The organism is Streptomyces sp. NPDC014861, from assembly GCF_043081625.1.
Classification (GTDB): domain Bacteria; phylum Actinomycetota; class Actinomycetes; order Streptomycetales; family Streptomycetaceae; genus Streptomyces.
In genome coordinates this window covers 879,888-897,824 of record NZ_JBIBWV010000001.1, presented here as the reverse complement: position 1 = coordinate 897,824, position 17,937 = coordinate 879,888, and the positions used below count along the sequence as shown (strand labels likewise).

11 protein-coding genes and 1 pseudogene are annotated in these 17,937 nt (G+C 67.4%); 9 read left to right on the top strand and 3 right to left on the bottom strand.

The annotated features are described in order from the left end of the window. Positions 1-95 precede the first annotated feature (95 nt). On the top strand, positions 96-1,145 hold the full coding sequence (gene rhaS / locus ACF1BN_RS03755) for a rhamnose ABC transporter substrate-binding protein (RefSeq protein ID WP_392329942.1): 1,050 nt from the start codon (positions 96-98) through the stop codon (positions 1,143-1,145). Positions 1,146-1,253: 108 nt separating this feature from the next. Here rhaS and ACF1BN_RS03750 read toward each other — a convergent pair whose 3' ends face one another. Next, positions 1,254-1,388 (bottom strand): hypothetical protein, encoded by a 135-nt coding sequence (locus tag ACF1BN_RS03750; protein ID WP_392329941.1) that lies wholly within the window; start codon positions 1,386-1,388, stop codon positions 1,254-1,256. A gap of 661 nt (positions 1,389-2,049) precedes the next feature. Here ACF1BN_RS03750 and ACF1BN_RS03745 point away from each other — a divergent pair. The 4 genes and pseudogenes from ACF1BN_RS03745 to ACF1BN_RS03730 all read left to right on the top strand — a co-directional run bounded on the left by ACF1BN_RS03745 (position 2,050) and on the right by ACF1BN_RS03730 (position 4,364). Continuing rightward, positions 2,050-2,439 carry a hypothetical protein gene (locus tag ACF1BN_RS03745; RefSeq protein ID WP_389168118.1) on the top strand — a complete coding sequence of 130 codons (390 nt, stop codon included), beginning with the start codon at positions 2,050-2,052 and terminating at the stop codon, positions 2,437-2,439. 18 nt (positions 2,440-2,457) lie between these two features. Next, positions 2,458-2,798: pseudogene (locus tag ACF1BN_RS03740) on the top strand (DUF6879 family protein). Positions 2,799-2,828: 30 nt separating this feature from the next. After that, positions 2,829-3,680 (top strand): helix-turn-helix domain-containing protein, encoded by an 852-nt coding sequence (locus ACF1BN_RS03735; protein ID WP_392329940.1) that lies wholly within the window; start codon positions 2,829-2,831, stop codon positions 3,678-3,680. 279 nt (positions 3,681-3,959) lie between these two features. Beyond that, a complete protein-coding gene (locus ACF1BN_RS03730) occupies positions 3,960-4,364 on the top strand; it encodes a restriction endonuclease (RefSeq protein ID WP_392329939.1) in 405 nt (134 codons plus the stop codon). A gap of 179 nt (positions 4,365-4,543) precedes the next feature. Here the strand turns inward: ACF1BN_RS03730 and ACF1BN_RS03725 are convergent, their stop codons facing one another. Both ACF1BN_RS03725 and ACF1BN_RS03720 read right to left on the bottom strand, forming a co-directional pair. Then, positions 4,544-4,693 carry a hypothetical protein gene (locus ACF1BN_RS03725; RefSeq protein WP_392329938.1) on the bottom strand — a complete coding sequence of 50 codons (150 nt, stop codon included), beginning with the start codon at positions 4,691-4,693 and terminating at the stop codon, positions 4,544-4,546. Between the two features lie 555 nt (positions 4,694-5,248). Next, the gene (locus ACF1BN_RS03720) at positions 5,249-8,935 is read right to left on the bottom strand and encodes a family 78 glycoside hydrolase catalytic domain (RefSeq protein WP_392329937.1); all 3,687 of its coding nucleotides are present in this window, start codon (positions 8,933-8,935) and stop codon (positions 5,249-5,251) included. A gap of 1,090 nt (positions 8,936-10,025) precedes the next feature. Here ACF1BN_RS03720 and ACF1BN_RS03715 point away from each other — a divergent pair. The 4 genes from ACF1BN_RS03715 to ACF1BN_RS03700 all read left to right on the top strand — a co-directional run bounded on the left by ACF1BN_RS03715 (position 10,026) and on the right by ACF1BN_RS03700 (position 17,927). Continuing rightward, positions 10,026-10,607 carry an ATP-binding protein gene (locus tag ACF1BN_RS03715; RefSeq protein ID WP_392329936.1) on the top strand — a complete coding sequence of 194 codons (582 nt, stop codon included), beginning with the start codon at positions 10,026-10,028 and terminating at the stop codon, positions 10,605-10,607. A gap of 158 nt (positions 10,608-10,765) precedes the next feature. Further along, entirely contained in the window at positions 10,766-13,606 is a 2,841-nt protein-coding gene (locus ACF1BN_RS03710; RefSeq protein ID WP_392329935.1) for an AAA family ATPase, read from the top strand. A 174-nt stretch (positions 13,607-13,780) separates the two neighbouring features. Beyond that, positions 13,781-14,731 (top strand): ABC transporter permease, encoded by a 951-nt coding sequence (locus tag ACF1BN_RS03705; RefSeq protein ID WP_392329934.1) that lies wholly within the window; start codon positions 13,781-13,783, stop codon positions 14,729-14,731. Between the two features lie 46 nt (positions 14,732-14,777). Further along, complete coding sequence (locus ACF1BN_RS03700) at positions 14,778-17,927, top strand: dipeptide ABC transporter ATP-binding protein (protein WP_392329933.1); 3,150 nt, start codon at positions 14,778-14,780, stop codon at positions 17,925-17,927. Positions 17,928-17,937 lie beyond the last annotated feature (10 nt).

The window sequence follows — 17,937 nt, the reverse complement described above, 5'->3', positions numbered from 1 at the left end:
GGCATTCGATGAAACCTTTCATTGCTTGAGCTGGCATCTCCGCAGAGCTTCGTGTGTGTGCCGGCCTCGACATCTGAGTTCGCCAACTGTGAGGGATGACCGTGTCCGGGACTAGCTTCAGAGTTCAGCGCACCGCCGTACTGGCCGCTGTTTCTGCAACCGTACTGATTGCCGGGGCCTGTGGCGGCCTGGAATCTGAAGAAACGAAGAAGCCCGACTCGCCGATAAAGAAGGGGCTCACGGTCGCCTTCTTGCCCAAGCAAGTGAACAACCCCTACTTCGCAACGGCGGACGCCGGCGGAGCAGAAGTTGTGAGAAAACTCGGATCTACCTATAAAGAGGTCGGAACCGACAGCGGAATCGACACCGCCGGTCAAATTTCCCATATCGACTCTCTGGTTGAGGAGAAAGTCGACGCGATTGTGCTCTCGGCCCAGGACCCCGAAGCCTTGTGCCCCTCGCTAAAGAAGGCGATGAATAGGGGGATCAGTGTCGTCACTTATGATTCCGACACCAGTAAGGAATGTCGAAACCTTTTCATCGCCCCTGCCGGTGCCGAAGAGCTCGGCCGTACCCAGGCCGAACTGATCTCAGATCAAATAGGGAGGGAGGGGCAGGTCGCGATCCTTTCGGCCGCGATCACAGCACCCAATCAGAACTTGTGGATCGACTACATGAAGGACGAGCTGAAGCGGAATGATGACATCACGATCGTCGAAGTTGTTTATGGTGACGACAACGCCCAAAAATCCCGAGAGCTGACCCGGCAGCTACTCCAAAAGTATCCGAATTTGAAGGGCATCATCGCCCCTACCACGGTCGGCATCAAGGCTGCCGCAGGGTACCTCGCAGATTCCAAGTATCAAGGAAAAGTCAAGCTCACGGGCCTGGGTACACCTAATGATATGAGGCCCTATGTGAAGAACGGAACTGTTGATTCGTTCGTTCTCTGGGATCCGGCGAAGGTCGGGGCCCTGGCCGCCCATGCTGCGATTGACCTCCAGTCCGGAAGGACTAGTGGGAAGAAAGGCGAGCCCATAATCGCCTATCCGTTGGGTTACCTGCTGATCGATGAGAACGGTGTGGTCACGCCAGGGAAACCAACCGTGTTCGACAAGAAGAACATCGACAACTTCGATTTCTGAGTACAGACGGCGGTCGCGTCAGCGGGTGGGTGACGAGGCGAGGCTCCTGGTCGTTGCGGTGGTGTTCTCTACGCACCACGCATCGTCCGAGGAGCCGGCGGCGGCACCTCAACCGCCCTGCGCCCCCTGACCGTCCAGCTCCTGCACCACGGCGCGCACTGCCGCGACATCGAGACCCTCCACGAAGCCCCGGTAGGACTCCACGCCGAGCTGCGGCACCGCATCGCCCACAGCGACCAGCACGGCTACTAGCGACGGCCTCCCGCGTCTGACGGTGCCGCTCGAGGTCGCCCACCACACGCTGAGCCAGTTGACCCGCTACTGAGAGAACACCCGCGAACCCGGGGACCGGAAGGTCTCCCCGGCATTCGCCGCCCTCAACGAGCTGCTCTCAGCGGGTCGAGCGGACCGCATGCCCATCCTCTTCGGAGGTCATCTCGGTACCGCCCCGATGGGCTTCGTCGCCCGCGAGCAGTTCTCCACCGTGGCTCTGGGACGGGCCACCCCCCGGACCTGGAGCCGCCTCGCCTCGCAGATCAACCCCGCCCCGAAGAGCAGCGCCCGCCCCGGCCGCGTCCACGTCGTCCAGGGCACCGACGCCCACCCGACGCAGGTCCTGCTCATGACCGACACCGAGCCGCCGACTGGGCCGCCGCCACGGCGGACGAGAAGGTCTGACCGGCGGACACCCCACGGGCCCCGGGGGATCAGCCACGACACCCCCGGGGCCCGGCTCGGGGGTCGCATCGTCCAACGACATCGCGGCCCCCGCCGTCACGCGGTAGCCGACTCCGGTACCGGGAGCCTTGCTGCACCGGGCCCCGTGAGCGCCCTTGACGCCGGCTCCAGCCTGCGGGACGGCCGTGCCGCAACTACGCGCAACCGGCTCGCTTCGGAGAGGATCATGGCGTTACTTTTCTTCGGCACGGACCCGAAGTCCGGCGGAGGCAACTGCCCTGCGGTGTGGGTGGACACCGACACCGCCCAGGGCCCGGAACTGGTTCTGCAAGGCAAGTTCGCCGACGCGATGATCCGGGCCGCGTGCAGTCAGGACAGTCCGCCCGCAGACGATGAGGGGATCGTACGGATTCCGCTCAGCATGGTGGAGCAGATCAGGAGGGCGTGCGATGCCGCAGAAGCCGTCGGCACCCAGCTTTGCGGACCTGCTCGACTCCGCCCAGGCCCACGCCTTGCACCTGGAGCTCCGCGACGTGTACGCCATGGGGAGGAGCGCGAGGTCTACGACGCGTTCCTGCGCGACGGGAGCGTGCCTGCGGACGACTCGGAGTTCTGAGGCGGCTGCCTGCCTCTGGTGGAGCAGACCGTCGCCCGCGGGGTGAAGGTCCGCCGAGCCTGGATCGTCTCGGAGCCCGCAACCGACTACATCCGCTTCGAGCACGCCATCACCGACGCCAACCTCCGCGCCGGCGAACGGTCCGCTGGCTGCCCCGCCGCCGCGCTTCCACCCTCGCCCTGCCAGGCAACGGCTTCTGGCTCATCGACGACCGCATCGTGTGCTCGAACCTGTTCTCCGGCGGCGGCCAGGCCCTCGAGCCCGACCACACCGACGACCCCGCCGCGGTCAAGCTGCGCACCGAGGCGTTCCGCGCCGTGTGGGACCGGGCCACCGACCACGCCGACTACCACATCTGACCGACGCTCACTCCAAGGGCCACGCACCTCATGACGATCGCCTCCCCCTCGTCCAGCGCACAAGCAGCCCGCGAGGCGCTCGCCATCCGGCTCTCGCACCTGCGCAAGGACGCCGGCCTCACCGGGAAGGAACTCTCCGCCCGGTGCGGCTGGCACCCCGCCAAGACCACCCGCATCCAAAAAGGCGCCACCCTCCCCTCGGACTCGGACATCCGCACCTGGTGCACGGCGTGCGGCGCCGCCGACCAGGCCGCCGACCTCATCGCCACCGCCCGCGCGGTCGACTCCATGTACATGGAGTGGCGCCGCCTGCACCAGGGCGGCATGCGCCAGGTGCAGGAGGACTGGCTCACCCTGCACGCCCGGACCCGCCACTGCCGCGTCTACGTCTCCAACCTGCCCCCAGGCTTCCTCCAGACCCCTGCGTTCGCCACCGCCCTCCTGGAGCAGATCACCCGCTTCCAGGGCACCCCCGACGACGTCGCCGAAGCCGTCGCCGCCCGCGTCGCCCGCTCCCGCTTCCTCTACGAAGGCGGCCACCGCTACGTCGTCCTCATCGAGGAATCCGTCCTGCGCTACCGCACCGCCGACCCCGAAGCGATGAGCGGCCAGTTGCGCCGCCTCCTGGCCGTGATGCCACTCGCCTCCGTCTCGCTCGGGATCATCCCGTTCACCGCCCAGCGCACCGTGTGGCCGCTGGAGGCGTTCTATGTCCACGACGACACCACGGCCGTGGTGGAGACGCTGACGGCAGAGATCAAGGTGACCCAGCCGAGTGAAGTCGCCGACTACATCAAGGCGTTCGCCGGCCTCCAGGAGATGGCCGTCTACGGCGACACGGCCCGCGCCCTCATCCAAGCCGCGATCGACGCCCTGGAATGATGTTCCGCAATTCCCCGCAATCTCGTTGAGAACCACGCGGCGGCCTCCGTAGCGTCGAACGACACCGACACGACACACCCACCACACGGAGGCGGTGCCCATGAGCGCACCCACACCCGCCGACCCCCAGCCGGAATACCGCAGCCCCGAGCCGCCCGCCTTTGGCCGACCCTCCCCGGCGCTCCTGGCTCGCGCCGACCGCGGCTACGCCCGCTTCCTCGCCGCCCAAGCCCCACCCGCTGACACCAGGGATCACGACCAGGACGCCGCTGGAGCCCGATGAGCAACACCCACCTGGTTCTCCACGACCCCGACGGACGCCTCGGCACCGAGCTCCCCCTCGACCGGGAGCTCCACAAGGCGCTGGTGAAGGCCGTGCTCGGCTGGACCGGCGACCCCGCCCTGCCACCTGCGGACCTCCAGCAGATTGCTTTGCTGCTCACCGGCACCGCCCGCACCGTCGCCGCCGACGTCCGCCGCGCCGCCGACCTGCTGCCCGAAGAGCACGCCGCCCGCGCCCTGTCCAACGTCGTCCTCAAGGAAACCGACCGGCGCCTGTCCGTCCCGGCCGATGGCACCAAGCGCTGCGCCCAGGACCGCGCCCGGCTCGTCCGCGCCCTGTACGAGCGCCTGGACCGCCTCATGGCCGTCGCGCCCCAGGCCGCCATGGCCCGGTCGACTTGACCCGGCCCTGAAGGAGCGGGCTTGGGGGTAGCGTCCAACTGGCTGCTGGGTTGGCTCCTCCGTCCAGACACCCCCTTATGGGGTGGCAGGGACGCGTGACTCACGCACCGCGGTCCACACGGCCTCGCCTTTGCGGGCGAGGTTGTGGGACGCCGCCGAGCCGGCGGTCTCAGCTACGGCTACGACCGCTTCCGCTCGCCCCGGCCGTGGCCCCGCTTCAGTGGCCGGACGACGTCCTGGAGCAGTTCCATCCCGTGGAAGTCCGCGGCCGGGGCCGTCTCGAGCTGCCAGGTGATCTCGCGCAGGTCGATGCAGCCGTAGTCGGTCACGAAGTGGTCTTCGTCGCCGAGGTCGTAGAGCCGACCGGAGCCTCCGACGTCGGCTGCATCGAGGAGTTCGCCGAGAACCTGGGCTACCGGGTCGGGAGCGCGCGCCAGAGGTCGGCCTGCACTGGGAGGAGCACGGGATGTTGGCTGCGGCCGCCGCTTCTGATCGGGCGCCGCTGAAAACCTCGCGTACTCCCGTCCAGTTCCCCGCGCAGCGCTCCGGTCGACCGACGTGTGCCCTCCGGTACGGGCGCAGCTTCGGCAGCGGCGGCCGAGAAGCACCAGCCGGTGGGTGCTTCGGTGCCCGTGGCACGCTTCCGCGGCCGGGACGCCATCTTTGCGTGGTGACCCTCATGCGTGGGTCCAGGTCCTACGTGACGAGTTGCGTGGTCACGTCGGCCGACAGGCTTTCGATCCGACGGATGCTGGCAATCGCTGCGCGAGATCGCGGCCACCGCCGACCGTGATCGGCCATCCGCTCCCAGTGGACGGCCCCGGTTGCCAGATTCCTGGTAACCGGGGCCGCAGAGAGCAGGAGCAGGCCGCTTCGTGCCGGCTCTACTGAGCTGTGAACTGGTAGGAGCCGCTCGCGACGCGGTAGACCTTGAATCCCTGCTGGTCGGAGACGTACTGAGCTCCTGCCGGCGCAGTCACACTCTGCCCAGCCTTGACGGGCACGTGGACGAGTGCCGTCCGGCTGACCGGGACGGAGACATCCAGAGTCAGAGCGGAGCCGGATACCTTCCAGCTCGATGACAGGCTGCCGCCCGACGTCGCCAGGGAAGAGGAGGCCCGGTCCAGTCCGGACGGGACGTGAGGCTTGATGACGGCCTCGCCCTCACTGCGCTGGAGGCCGGCGAGGTCCATGAGCATCCAGTCCTCTGCCGTGCCGAGGAACGGATGTCCCTGCGACCTCGACCACGCGCCCCACTCCTCCCACAGGGAGGTGGCGCCAAGCGACTTCCAGTAGCCCCAGCTGGGGTACGTCGTCGAGGAGGCCACGGCGTACGCGGTGTCGACATGGCCGAACTGGGTGAGCACGCGCAGCAGGTACTTCGTTCCGAGAACACCCGTTCCCAGGTGGTTGCCTCGCGACTCGACGTCGGCCTTGATCTTCTGGGCGATCGCGCTGGTGTCTGCTTCCGGCGCGAGACCGAAGACCAGCGGAAGCAGGTTGTTGGTCTGCCAGAAGGGCCCGCCCGCCTTGGCCCGGTAGATACGGTTGGCTGCGTCGTAGAAGTCGCTGTTGAACGTGCTCTTCATCTGCTCGGCACGGTCGGCGAAGAGCGTGGCGTCGCTCGTCTTGCCCAGCTGCTGGGCGATGTCGGCGAACTGGTCGACGCTGCGGTAGCGGTATGCCTTGCCGACGAACGTCTTGTTGTCGTCGTTGTTGCAGTTGGTGTCGGGGCAGACCCAGTCTCCCCACATCTCCTGCGTCGAGGCCCGCTGGCTCCACTCGAACTCGGCGTACTTCTTCAGTTCGTCGTAGCGGGCGGCCACGACGTCGCGCTGTCCGTGCTGAAGCAGCAGCACGGCGGTCTCCGTGCCGGCATTGGCCCACGCGCTGCTGCGAGCCGTGTCTCCGTGGATAGGGGCGAACATCGGCATGTCGCCGTTGCTCACCTGGCTGTCGATGATGTCGTTGAACCACTTGGCGTAGAAGGCGGTGGTGTCGAAGTTGCGCAGCATCGCATCTTCCATGAGCGCGCCGTCCGCCAGCCACGGCAGCTTCTCCACGTAGGACCCGTCTGTGGGGACGCCCTGCACGGCGTTGTTCAGCAGGGTGTCTCGGGTGGCCTGGTGGATCCAGTTGAGAGTGTCGTTGCCGGAGCTGAAGGTGCCGATGCTCGTCAAGTCGTTGTGCATGCGCAGAGCCTGAACCTGCGGCTGCGGCGCGCCGGCGGGCAGTCCGCTGATCTCGAGGTACTGGAAGCCCCTGTAGGTGAAGGCGGGCGTCCACGTGTGCGGGCCCTTGCCGTCGGCGGTGAACGTGTCGTCCTGGTAGCGTCCGTGGACCACGAGGACCCGGCCGTTGTCCAGCCTTTCCCCGTACCGGAGGTTGACCTTGGTGCCTGCGGGCAGGTCGAAGGTGACCTTGGCGTTGCCGGCGATGTTCTGTCCGAAGTTGTAGACGCGCACACCTGCTGCCGGGCTGGCCACCGACACCGGGTTGAGGGTGCCGCTCACGACGGTGGGGGGCACCGGCGATGCCTGCAACTGCACGGCCTCAGGGTGGTCGATCGTCGCAGCGGGCTTCCAGCCCCCTGCGTCAAAGCCTGCGGTGCTCCATCCGTCCTGTTCCAGCCTGGCGTCGTAGCCCTCGCTGTCCGGGAGGCTGGAGGTGAAAGGCAGCGTGGGTCCCAGGTCCGTGGTCCACTGCGGACCGGTCGTCACGACCTTGCGCGTCCCGTCGGTGAAGGCGATCTCCATCACCGCGCGTGCGCGGAGGACGCCGTCCCAGGCACCGCGCCGGTCAGCGGGCACCCAGTCATGCACCCCCTCGAAGTAGCCCTGCCCGAGCGCGATGCCGATCGCGTTGGCCCCCTGCTTGACGGCACTGGTCACATCGATCGTGTCGTAGTGGACCCGCTTGTCGTACCTCGACCACGGGGAGCCGAGCTGGGTGTCGCCGGCCCGCTCGTCGTTGACGTAGGCGACATAGGCGCCCAGGCCCGCGACGAACAGCCGTGCACTCTTGACGGCCTTGTCTGCCGTGAAGCCGGTGCGCAGCAGTGGCAGGGAGATGGGGCGGGGCTGCGGGGCCGGAGGCGGTGTGGTGTTGGTGTAGGACGCCAGTACGGGCTTGAAGGCTGTCAGATCGAAGCGCTTCATGAAGGAGACGGTGGCCGGCGAGCCCCCCACGGTCTGAGACTTGTCGGTGCGCGGGTAGACCTTGACCTTGTTCACGGTCTTCTCTGCGCCGAGGTCGATGGTGATGGTGCCGGGCCTGGCGTCGCCGTTGGCGGTGAGTACCGGATTCGGCGAAGGCGGCCAGGTGGTGAATCCGCGGGCCTGGCTGTTGTTGGTGTTGGTGATGCCGTCGGTCAGCAGGGTGCGGCCCCAGCCCCAGTCCTCAAGACCCGGGCTCGTCGTGACGGGGAGGCCACGCGCGATGTTGTTGCCCGCCTGGTCCAGGAGCTCGACCTCCGCGAGTTGCAGCAGGAAGCCGTTCGGCGTGTCCGCATAGACGTCGCTGACCTCGGGAACCGTGAGGGTCAGCTTGCTGGTCTTGGTGGGTCGGGCCAGGTCGATGGTGTAGGGGTTTCCCTGAGTCGAGTAGGCAGGGTTGGGCACGTTGTCGTTGCTCGCGATGCCTGACCATCCCGCTGCGGAGTCGGCGGCCCGCACGGTGAGGGCTGTGGGGAAGTTGGGGCTCCTGCCGTCGGCGGTCTTCGCGTCGCTACGGGGGTAGAGGACGAGGCGGTCGATCTTCTTCACGGTGCCGAGGTCGACGGTCAGGGTGATCGGCTGGCCGGGGGAGGCGTCGGTGTGCAGCTGAGAGGAGTACCCCCGCGCGGTCGCGGTCGCGCTGTCACGGACGCCGTCCGTGAGGAAGGACTTGGACCAGCCCCAGTTGTCGATCGACTCGGAGGAGGTCACCGCAGCACCCTTGGCCACGTTGGCGCCGCCGGCACCGTTGCGGGCCTCGAGTTCGGCCAGCTGCAGATAGCGGCCCGACTCCCCGGCAATGGGGGCGCCGAGACCGTTGACCTCGAGTGTCAGGTAGCGGGTGGTCGCAGGGCCGCCGGTGAGGGGAATCGTCACCGGCTGCAGGCCGGGGTCGTTCCCCGGCCCGCCAGGGGTCTTCCAGCTGGGATGGGTGATCCACTTCGCGTCACCCCAGTCGGCCGGCGACATCATGGCCGTTCCGAAGGTGGCGGCCTGGCTCCATCCGGTGACTGCGCTGTTCTCGTCGAAGACACGCACCTGCCAGCCGTAGAGACTGCGCGCCTCGAGGGCCTCGCCGTCGTAGACCACGGAGTCGATGCCGGCAGCCGTGATCTTCCCGCTGTCCCACACGACGTTCGAAGGCGTGTCCTTCCACACGCGCACCTGAGCTGCGCTGACCGACGCGCCTCGGCTGGGGGAGGCGACGTTCCACGACAGCCTCGGCTTCGCAGTGTCGATGCCAGGAGGGTTCAACAGGCCGTTGGTGGTGAGCGCCGACAGGGTCAAAGTCTCGGCAGTATCGGCTGCAGCCACGATCGGCGCGTTGAGGCCGTAGCCCGTGAGGCTGGCTATCACGAGAGCCGCTACCGCAGTGTAACGATTCAGTCCATGGGTCCGCATCATTGCGTTTCCGCCCTTACATGAGGTCTCGCCACCGGCGTCGCGCAGGCCGAGGGGGCCTGCGTCGGTGACGAGTGACCGGAACTGTAAGGGGCGTGTTAACCCCGCGTGAAGCCGTCATGCCCCGCAGTAAAATTCGAGATCTCATCTCTTTGCATGGCGGTGGCGCGCGACTCGGCCCCGACTGGGCAGCTCGCGCCGTGCTCGCCGGAGCGGATCCCGGCTCCCGTCCGGGTTGTCGGCCCGATCGGGAGGGCCGCCGGTGGCGTGTACCGGGAGGGTCCAGGCTGCGGGCGCCGGGCCCGAAAAGGAGCCGGTCAGGGGATCGAACTGTCGGTGAGCGTGTGCATCGGAGCGGAACCGAGGCCGACTGCGCTGGGCCGGCGAGCCAGCCGCGTGACCTGCAGCGAGCGGATCGCTCGGCTGCCTCCGTACGCGACCTCCGGGGCGATGTGATCATCGCAGGGCGCCGGCGCCCTGCGATCAGCCTGAACGGCAGGGGGGCGAGGCGCTGGTGCAAAGTCCCGCCCGTCGAGGGCCCCAGCCCCTCCAGCAGGATTTACAGGCGGCTCTCGGGGCTTGTTCCGTCCGGAGAAGCCTGAGATCGCCCGCCGCGAGGAAGGCGGACGATCGGCCCCAGGAGGGCCCTGCTCGTGGCCGCGGCGGGGCGCCACTCTGTCCGGGCTCTTGCGCCGCCGGGGCTCGAGGGCTCGAGTCGCCGCGGCGCGGCGGGCGCCCTGTGGGATCCGAGGCCCGGCGAAGATCTGCCGGGCGCCTTGCCTCCTTGCATTGACCAACGGCGGGCCTGGGCGTAGCTTCACGGCATCCAGGTATTGAATCGATTCATCTCGGGGTGGGGGCGTGAGGCGACAGGGCGCGGATTGCGCACGATCCGTGAACGCAGACGGGCGGTGTCAGCTGCTGACGCCGGGAGCCTCGCGAATAGGTAGTGAGTACCCATTCAACCCGCACTCTTCTACGCGGTTACGTGAGGGGCAGAGGCGGTTGACCGCTCGAGGCAGCCGGCTGATGCGAGGAGGCCATTATGTCTTTCAGCCTTGACGATGCCAGCCTGGTGCCCCCTGTTTCGTTCGCGACCGGGGCGGCACTGCAGCAGCGCACCGCGCCGATGCCCGGTGTTTCGGCTGACCTCAGCCGCCCTGCGCCCGGCCGATGCGAGTGGTCAGAAGCCGGTGATGTCCGAAGCGCCGAAGACGAGGACGGCATGCGACTGCAGTTCGCCCCTCTCCCGCAGGCCGTCCCGCAGGCCCGCCATCTCGTCCAGCATGCGGTGACCAGGCGAGGCTGGGATGAGCTCATGGAGCCCGTCGCCCTGCTTTTCACGGAACTGGCCGCCAACGCGATCCAGCACAGTACCTCTGCTGGTGGCGAGACTCCCGTGCCGGTCGTCGTCACCGTGCGGTTCGACCACCGCTCGATCACCGTCGAGGTTCACAACGCCGGTCCGGCGGCCGAACCGATCGCGGCACCTGCCCAGCCCCCCACTGCTGACGCCGAGAACGGCAGAGGGCTCTTCCTGGTCGAGGCCCTCGCCGCCGACTGGGGCAGCCGTTCCCACGCCGATGGAACGGTCATCTGGTTCACCATCGACCGCCACTGCCAGTAGGGGAGCAACGCCAAACCGGCGGATTCACACCCCCAGCATGACCGAAAGCCCTGGTCACGACCACGCCGCCGCCTGCCGTGAGCCTTCCCGCCCACGGCCGGCAAGGCAGGCCAGGAATTCTTTCGAGGGGCGAAGAAACGTACAACACGGAGGACCCAATGTTGGCTGCGGACGCCACCCGCCGCGACCACACTGCACTCGTCGGCCGACAGGCCGACCTGGCCGATCTGCTGGCTGCTCTGAAAACACTCCCAGCCGTGACAGTCATCGAGGGAGAGGCAGGAATCGGCAAGTCGCGGCTTCTGCTCGAAGCCGCCGAGGCGCTGAGAGCCGCAGGCACGCATGTCATCCTGGCGAACTGCTACCCCCTTCGCCGACCGTATCCGTTCCAGCCCGTCCTCGAGGCATTGCGCAGCCTGCGCCGGACCCTGCCCGGCACCTCGACCCCAGGCTCCATGAGCCCTGCGATGGCCACACTCATGGCCACACCGCCGGCCCGGCACGCGTCACCGACCGCTCCCGCCGCCTACGACCTCGTCGACGACCTGAAAGACCTGCTGCGCCGCGCGGCGCCAGTTGTCCTGATGATCGAGGACATTCAGTGGAGTGACGAATCCAGCCGTGAACTCCTGCTTCTCCTGACGGCGAACATGCCCGACGGGGTCGGCCTGGTCCTCAGCCACCGCCATGGCGATCTACTCCCTCACGAACCACTCCTAGGCGCCGCCTACCCTCCGCAACCGCCCGTGCACACCATGGAGCTGCAGCTCGCCCCCCTGTCACCGGCGGACGTCCGTGACCTCGCCGCCCGCACCCTGGGCAGTCAGATATCACCAGAATCCGCCGCGACGCTCCACACCCGCAGTGACGGCGTGCCCAGAACGCTCATCGAGGACCTCGCCGCACTGCAACGACAGCTTGGGCGACCGCCGCATCCCCAAGAAGACCTCACGCCGATTCTCGAGGCCCTCGGCGCCCCCCGTCCCGTCCGGGAAGCAATGGCCGCCACCTTCCACAGACTGCCACCCGAAGGCATCACCGTCGTACGCGCCGCAGCCGTCCTGGGTGGCACCTTCAGCCTCCCGCTGGCAGCCGAAGTATCAGGCCTCAGCACGGAGGAAGCCTCCACAGGCATCACAGCCGCCCTGGCCTGTGGCCTCCTGCGCGAGACAGGACCCGTCTCCTACGCATTCCGCCGTTCTGCAGCCCGCATCGCGGTGTACCAGGACATCCCCGGACCTGACAGAAGACGCATGCACCGCCATGCCATCAGCACCATGTGGACCCACCCCAGCCCACCCCTTGCCCACATCGCCTGGCAAGCGCGGCAACTGGGAGACACCGCCCTGTGGATCCAGCAGGCGAACGCAGCCGCCAGCCAGGCCGCCGCGGCGGGAGACCGGGCCGGCGCGACCCGCCTTCTGCTCGAAGTCCTCCAGACACCGACGATGGACACCGACAGCCTCTCCCATGCCGCACTCATGCTGGCCAGGAACTCCTACCACCTCGCACAGCACAAGCAGACGCTCCACACCCTGCGCCGCACCCTGGCACGGCCAGACCTGCCCGCCCGCATCCGGGCGGAACTGACCCTGCACACCGAACGCCTCGCCATCGTGCACGCCGGCGACAGCACCCGCATATCCGATCTGCGTGTCGCGGCAGCCGAACTGCACGCAGACCCTGCAATGGCCGCCGAGGCAGCCAGCATGCTCGCCATGATCGAAAGCGACGAACAAGACGCCCAAACCTGGCTCGAAACCGCCCAGCACGCCGCCACGACAAGCGGAGACACACGAACAGCCGCCGTCGTGCGCACCGCCACCTCCGTCCTGGAAGCGGCACAAGGCGACGAAGAATTCTGGAAAGCCATGGAGAACACCCCCCGCCGTACACCCGACCCGAGCAACGCTCTGGAGACGAACCGAGTCCTGTGCGCACTGGGCTCCCTGGCCCTGGGTATCGGACTCGACAACACAGCCCGCCGACTGCTCACCGACGGCCAGACCATGGCAAGCGTGCTCGGCAGCGACCTCCTGCAATGCCAGAGCACAACCGCCCTGACCCTCCTGGACTGGTGGGCCGGCGCATGGCACGGACTCCCGCACCGGCTGCAGGCGCTGCACGAGAACTATCCGGAGATGGCCATGGCAGAGGGAACCCGCTCCCTCATCCTGGCCAACCTCTGCCTGGCCGCGGGCGATCACGACCCCGCCGTCGAGCACCTCCACCATGCCACAGCCACAGGTGGCCACTACGTCTCCGCAGGAGTACGCGCATCCCTCACCCGCCTGCACCTGGACCGCGGCGAACCAGAGGAGGCATGGAGGCAGGCCGCTCAGTGCCTGAAGTACCGCAAACCCGCACTCCAGCGGCACCAGGCATCCGGTCTCGTCCCCCTGGCCGTGCAAGCCGCACTGGCCACCAGCAGAACCGGAGAGGCCCAGGCGATCGTGACGAGCGCGGAGCGCTCCACCCATGCCAGGTGCGCACCCGCACTCAAAGCCGAGATCCACCAGGCTCGAGGACATCTGATCCTGACGAACGATCCTGCGCGGGCCGTAGCCCACTACGCGCGCGCCAGAGCGCTGTGGCACGACATCGGCCGCCCCTACCAGGGCGCCCAGGCTTCGGAGCAGCAGGCAGCCGCTCTGCTCCGAGCAGGCCGGCCAGACACCGCGGCCATCGTCCTGCGGGCGGCGACGGCCGCCTACAGCACACTCGGCGCCACCTACGACGAAAAGCGCTGCCAGGACTCACTGCGTACGGCCCAGGAAGCCAAACCGAAGCCGAGAGGCCGACGCAGTTACGGCCAAGACCTCTCCCCGCGGGAACTGGAAGTCGCCCGCTTGGTCGCCGACGGCGCCACCAACCGAGAGATCGCCGGCAAGCTCTTCCTGTCGCTGCGCACAGTGGAGCATCACGTCACGAAGATCCTGCGCAAGCTCGAGCTGTCCCACCGACATGAGGTCAATTGCGCTCTGGCAACGCCCCGGTGATCGTCGATACGACCGCCCCATGGGGACGGCAAAAAGGACGTTGCCGCACCTGACCCCGGCGGCGCGTCCGACGCCACCGCAACACTCGACCTGGCATACGATCCACCCACACCACGGCGTCCAGATCAACCAGAGCTGCACCAATTGACCCGATACATTCTGCGTACTGCGGCCATGTACACGATCCTTGTACTGGCCGCCGTCACCGTGACGTACCTCCTCGCGGCGTTGAGCCTCGACCCCCGCTCCAACTACCTCCAGCGCAACCCGCGGCCCTCTGACGCCGTGATCTCGGCCACTCTCGACGCGTACAACCTGAATCCCGAAGTCCCCGTCGTGCAGCGATTCCTGCACTGGGCCGGCGACGTGGCACACGGCAACCTGGGCCGTACCGTGACGGGAGGGCAAGTCAACACCGAGTTCGCCAGACGCGTCGCAGTCAGCACCCGACTCCTCCTGATCGCCACGCTCCTCGGAACCGCCTGCGGGGTGCTTGTCGGCACCTGGAGCGCCGTCAGACAACATCGCCTCGTCGACCGAATGACAGCGGCCGCGTCCTTCGCCATCCTGGCCACCCCCGTCTTCGTCCTCGCCACGACCGCCCAACTCTGGGCCAGGGACCTCAACAGCCTTCTGGGGATCACCCTGATTGAGTACACCGGAGAGTACTCACCCGAAGCCCGCGGAACGCTCGAACGATTCGTCAGCCGCGCCCAGCACCTCATCCTGCCCAGTCTCGTCCTCATCGCGTTCCAAACAGCACTCTTCAGCCGCTACCAGCGCAGCACCATGCTCGACGTACTCGGAAGCGACTACCTGCGAACAGCGCGCGCCAAAGGCCTTCCTCGACGCACAGCTCTCCTGAAACACGGCCTGCGCATGGCCCTGCTCCCACTCATCCCGCTGTTCGTCTACAACACGGTGCTCCTCTTCACCGGCGCGGCATTCATCGAGAAGGCATTCGGCTGGCGGGGCATGGGGGACTGGCTCATCGATGCCATCACGACGAACGACGTCAACGCCGTGGCGAGCATCGGCCTCTTCACCGCCGCGCTGGTACTGATCTCCTCCCTGCTGTGCGAAGTAGCCCACGTCGCCCTGGACCCGCGGATCGCAGTGCGATGACCACACCATCCCGATCTGGCCAGACGCCCGCCCTCCAGGACCCGCCATGACCACAGGACTTCCCGGACCGGCGAACCGGCCCACTGCGGAAACCGACCCGCACAGAACCCCCAGTGGTCGCAGACGGCTCATCTGGACCCGCTTCAAACGAAACCGCGGCGCGGCGGCAGGACTCGTACTGCTTGCCCTGCTCTTCGCCCTCGCCTACCTCACTCCGCTCCTGTACCCCTGGAACCACACCGAACTTGACTACACCGCATTTCAGCAACCACCCAGCTCCCGCCACTGGTTCGGCACCGATTCGGCGGGCGCCGACGTTTACGCCGCCACGATGCGCGGCATGCAGCGCTCCCTGACCGTCGGCCTGCTGACCGGGGCGATCGCCACCGCGCTCGCAACACTCGTCGGCGGCTGCGCCGGCTACTTCGGCAGGGGCACCGACCGCGTTCTCATGGGGCTCGTCAGCATGATGCTGGTCCTCCCGAGCTTCCTCATTGTCGCCGTCGTGGCCGGCCGCATCGGCGGCCGAAGCTGGATGCTCTTCGTTCTGCTGCTGGCAGGCTTCAGCTGGATGCTCACCGGACGCGTGGTGCGCGACATGATCCATACGCTGAGAAGCGCGGGATACGTACAGGCAGCCGAGTACGCGGGAGTCCCTGCACACTCCATCCTCACCCGACACATGCTTCCCGCCATCGCCTCGCTCCTCATCATCGACGCCACCCTCCAAGTAGGCGCAGCTGTCATCGGAGAGGCAGGCCTGTCGTACTTCGGGTTCGGCGTACAGCCCCCCGACGTCTCACTCGGAGGGGTGATCGCCGCCGGCACACCCGCAGCAGTTTCCTTCCCCTGGCTGTTCTACTTCCCAGCCGCTCTCCTCTTCCTCGTATGCCTCTCGGTCTTCCTGATCGGTGACGGGCTGCGCGATGCACTAGACCCCGGCGCACCCGCCGCCAAGAAACGGCTCGCGTCCCCCAACACCAGGGACCGCAACAAGCGGATCTCTCCCAGGTCCAGGCCACGGAAGCGGCCGAACACTCCACACCCAGGGCCGGACGTCACGCCGCCCGGCACCGCTCCCGCCCTTGAAGTCACCGACCTGAACGTCTCGTTTCCCAGCGAGGGCCAACCGGTGCAAGCAGTCAAAGCACTGTCCTTCGCCGTCGCGGAGGGAGAGAACCTCGGGATCATCGGCGAGTCTGGGTCAGGCAAGAGCACTGTGGCGGCCGCCCTCATGGGCCTGCTGCCCGACACCGCCACCACCCACGGTTCCGTAAAGCTGCTAGGCCGCGACATCCACGACCTGCCGGACCGGGACCTCAGCGCCATCCGGGGCAAAGAGATCGCCCTGATCCCGCAAGACCCGCGGGCAGCCCTCACCCCCGTGTACACCCTCGGCGAGCAGATCTCCGAAGCACTACGGACACATCAAACGCTGGACAAAAAAGCCGCCCGAGCCCGAGCGATCGAGCTGCTCGACCTTGTGGGTGTGCCAGAACCAAACCGAAGAGCGGACGCCTTCCCGCACGAGTGTTCCGGCGGGATCTGCCAGCGCGCCGTCATCGCCATGGCCATCGCCAACAACCCCAAGGTGCTCATCGCCGACGAACCCACGAGCTCCCTGGACACCATCGCGCAGGTCCAGATCCTCGACGTGCTGAAGAAGGCCGCACTGACGACCGGCGCCGCACTCGTCCTCATCACCCACGACCTCGGCACACTGGCCGGGATCGCCGACCACATTCAGGTCATGTACGCCGGAAAGGCAGTGGAACGCGGCCCCGCCGAAGCTGTGTACCACCGTCCCCTCATGCCCTACACCATTGGCCTCCTGGGAGCAGTACCCCGACCGGAGCTGGCCGCAGACCGACCCCTCCAACCCATCGACGGCAGCCCACCGCCACGTGGCAGCACCTCAGCCGGATGCCCCTTCGCCGACCGATGCCCCATCGTTCTCCCCGTCTGCCGCCAGCAAGATCCCCCCCTGACAACCAGCACCGAAACGGCACCCCACGCAGCCGCCTGCCACCGCGCCCCGGAACTCCACCTCGGACTGCTCGACAGAAGCCGCATCTACCCCACACCCCACGTGCAGATCCCCGGAAACCCCCCACCCTTGCCCCGCCCACAACGCCCCGTCGCACTCCAACTCGACGGCCTAGTGCGACACTTTCCCGTCCTGAGAGGCGCCCTGCTCAGGAAGAGGGTCGGCACCGTCCGTGCGGTCGACGGCGTCGACCTCGACATCAGAGCGGCGGAAGCCCTCGCCCTGATCGGGGAATCCGGATGCGGCAAGTCAACGATGCTCCGGACCATCGCCGACTCCCTCACCACGGACGCCGGCAGACGAACCCACGAAGACGAGCAGGGCACAGTCACACTGTTCGGACGCAAGACAGCGGATCTGAACCGGAACGAGCGCGCACAACTGCGACGAGACGTACAGATCGTCTTCCAGGACCCCAGCGCCGCACTGGATCCCCGCATGCCGGTCGTGGACCTCCTAGCAGAACCACTGCGCGCCCAGGCCTGGAGGCCGCAGCGCATCAGTGAAAGAGTCGAAGAGCTGCTTGATCTCGTGGGCCTTGATGCCGAGCACGCGAGCCGGTTTCCCTCGGAACTCTCAGGCGGCCAGCGCCAGCGAGTGAACATCGGCCGGGCCCTCGCCCCATCCCCGCGGCTCCTCCTGCTGGACGAACCGGTTTCCGCCTTGGACGTCTCCGTCCAGGCATCCATGCTGAACCTGCTAGGCACACTCAGGCAGCGCCTATCACTGAGCTATCTCTTCGTGGCACACGACCTCGCCGTTGCCCGCTACGTAGCGGACCGAGTAGCGATCATGTACCTGGGGCGCATCGTAGAAATCGGCAAGGTCCAGTCCGTCTTCTCCGCGCCAGCCCACCCCTACACCCACGCCCTCTGGTCGGCAGCGCCAGTGCCCGACCCCGCCACGGAGCGCAGACGCCCACGGATCCAACTGGCCAACGCCACCTTCGATGCTGCAAACATCCCGACCGGCTGCCGATTCCGCCCTCGATGCCCCCGGTATGCGACTCTCCAGCCCGGCGAGCGGCTGCGATGCGAGCAGCAAGACCCGCATCTGCGGGACTACGCACACGACCACGCTGCAGCCTGCCACTTTGCCGGCCCCTCCCGGGACGAGGAATGGAGCTCGGGACAAGGCCCCCTTGGCTGATCATTCAGGA

Bases quoted from the DNA above. Each gene is read 5' to 3' on its own strand.
- ACF1BN_RS03735 (WP_392329940.1), top strand. From the start codon at position 2,829: ATGACGATCGCCTCCCCCTCGTCCAGCGCACAAGCAGCCCGCGAGGCG.
- ACF1BN_RS03710 (WP_392329935.1), top strand. From the start codon at position 10,766: ATGTTGGCTGCGGACGCCACCCGCCGCGACCACACTGCACTCGTCGGC.
- ACF1BN_RS03730 (WP_392329939.1), top strand. From the start codon at position 3,960: ATGAGCAACACCCACCTGGTTCTCCACGACCCCGACGGACGCCTCGGC.
- rhaS (WP_392329942.1), top strand. From the start codon at position 96: ATGACCGTGTCCGGGACTAGCTTCAGAGTTCAGCGCACCGCCGTACTG.
- ACF1BN_RS03745 (WP_389168118.1), top strand. From the start codon at position 2,050: ATGGCGTTACTTTTCTTCGGCACGGACCCGAAGTCCGGCGGAGGCAAC.
- ACF1BN_RS03705 (WP_392329934.1), top strand. From the start codon at position 13,781: ATGTACACGATCCTTGTACTGGCCGCCGTCACCGTGACGTACCTCCTC.
- ACF1BN_RS03700 (WP_392329933.1), top strand. From the start codon at position 14,778: ATGACCACAGGACTTCCCGGACCGGCGAACCGGCCCACTGCGGAAACC.
- ACF1BN_RS03715 (WP_392329936.1), top strand. From the start codon at position 10,026: ATGTCTTTCAGCCTTGACGATGCCAGCCTGGTGCCCCCTGTTTCGTTC.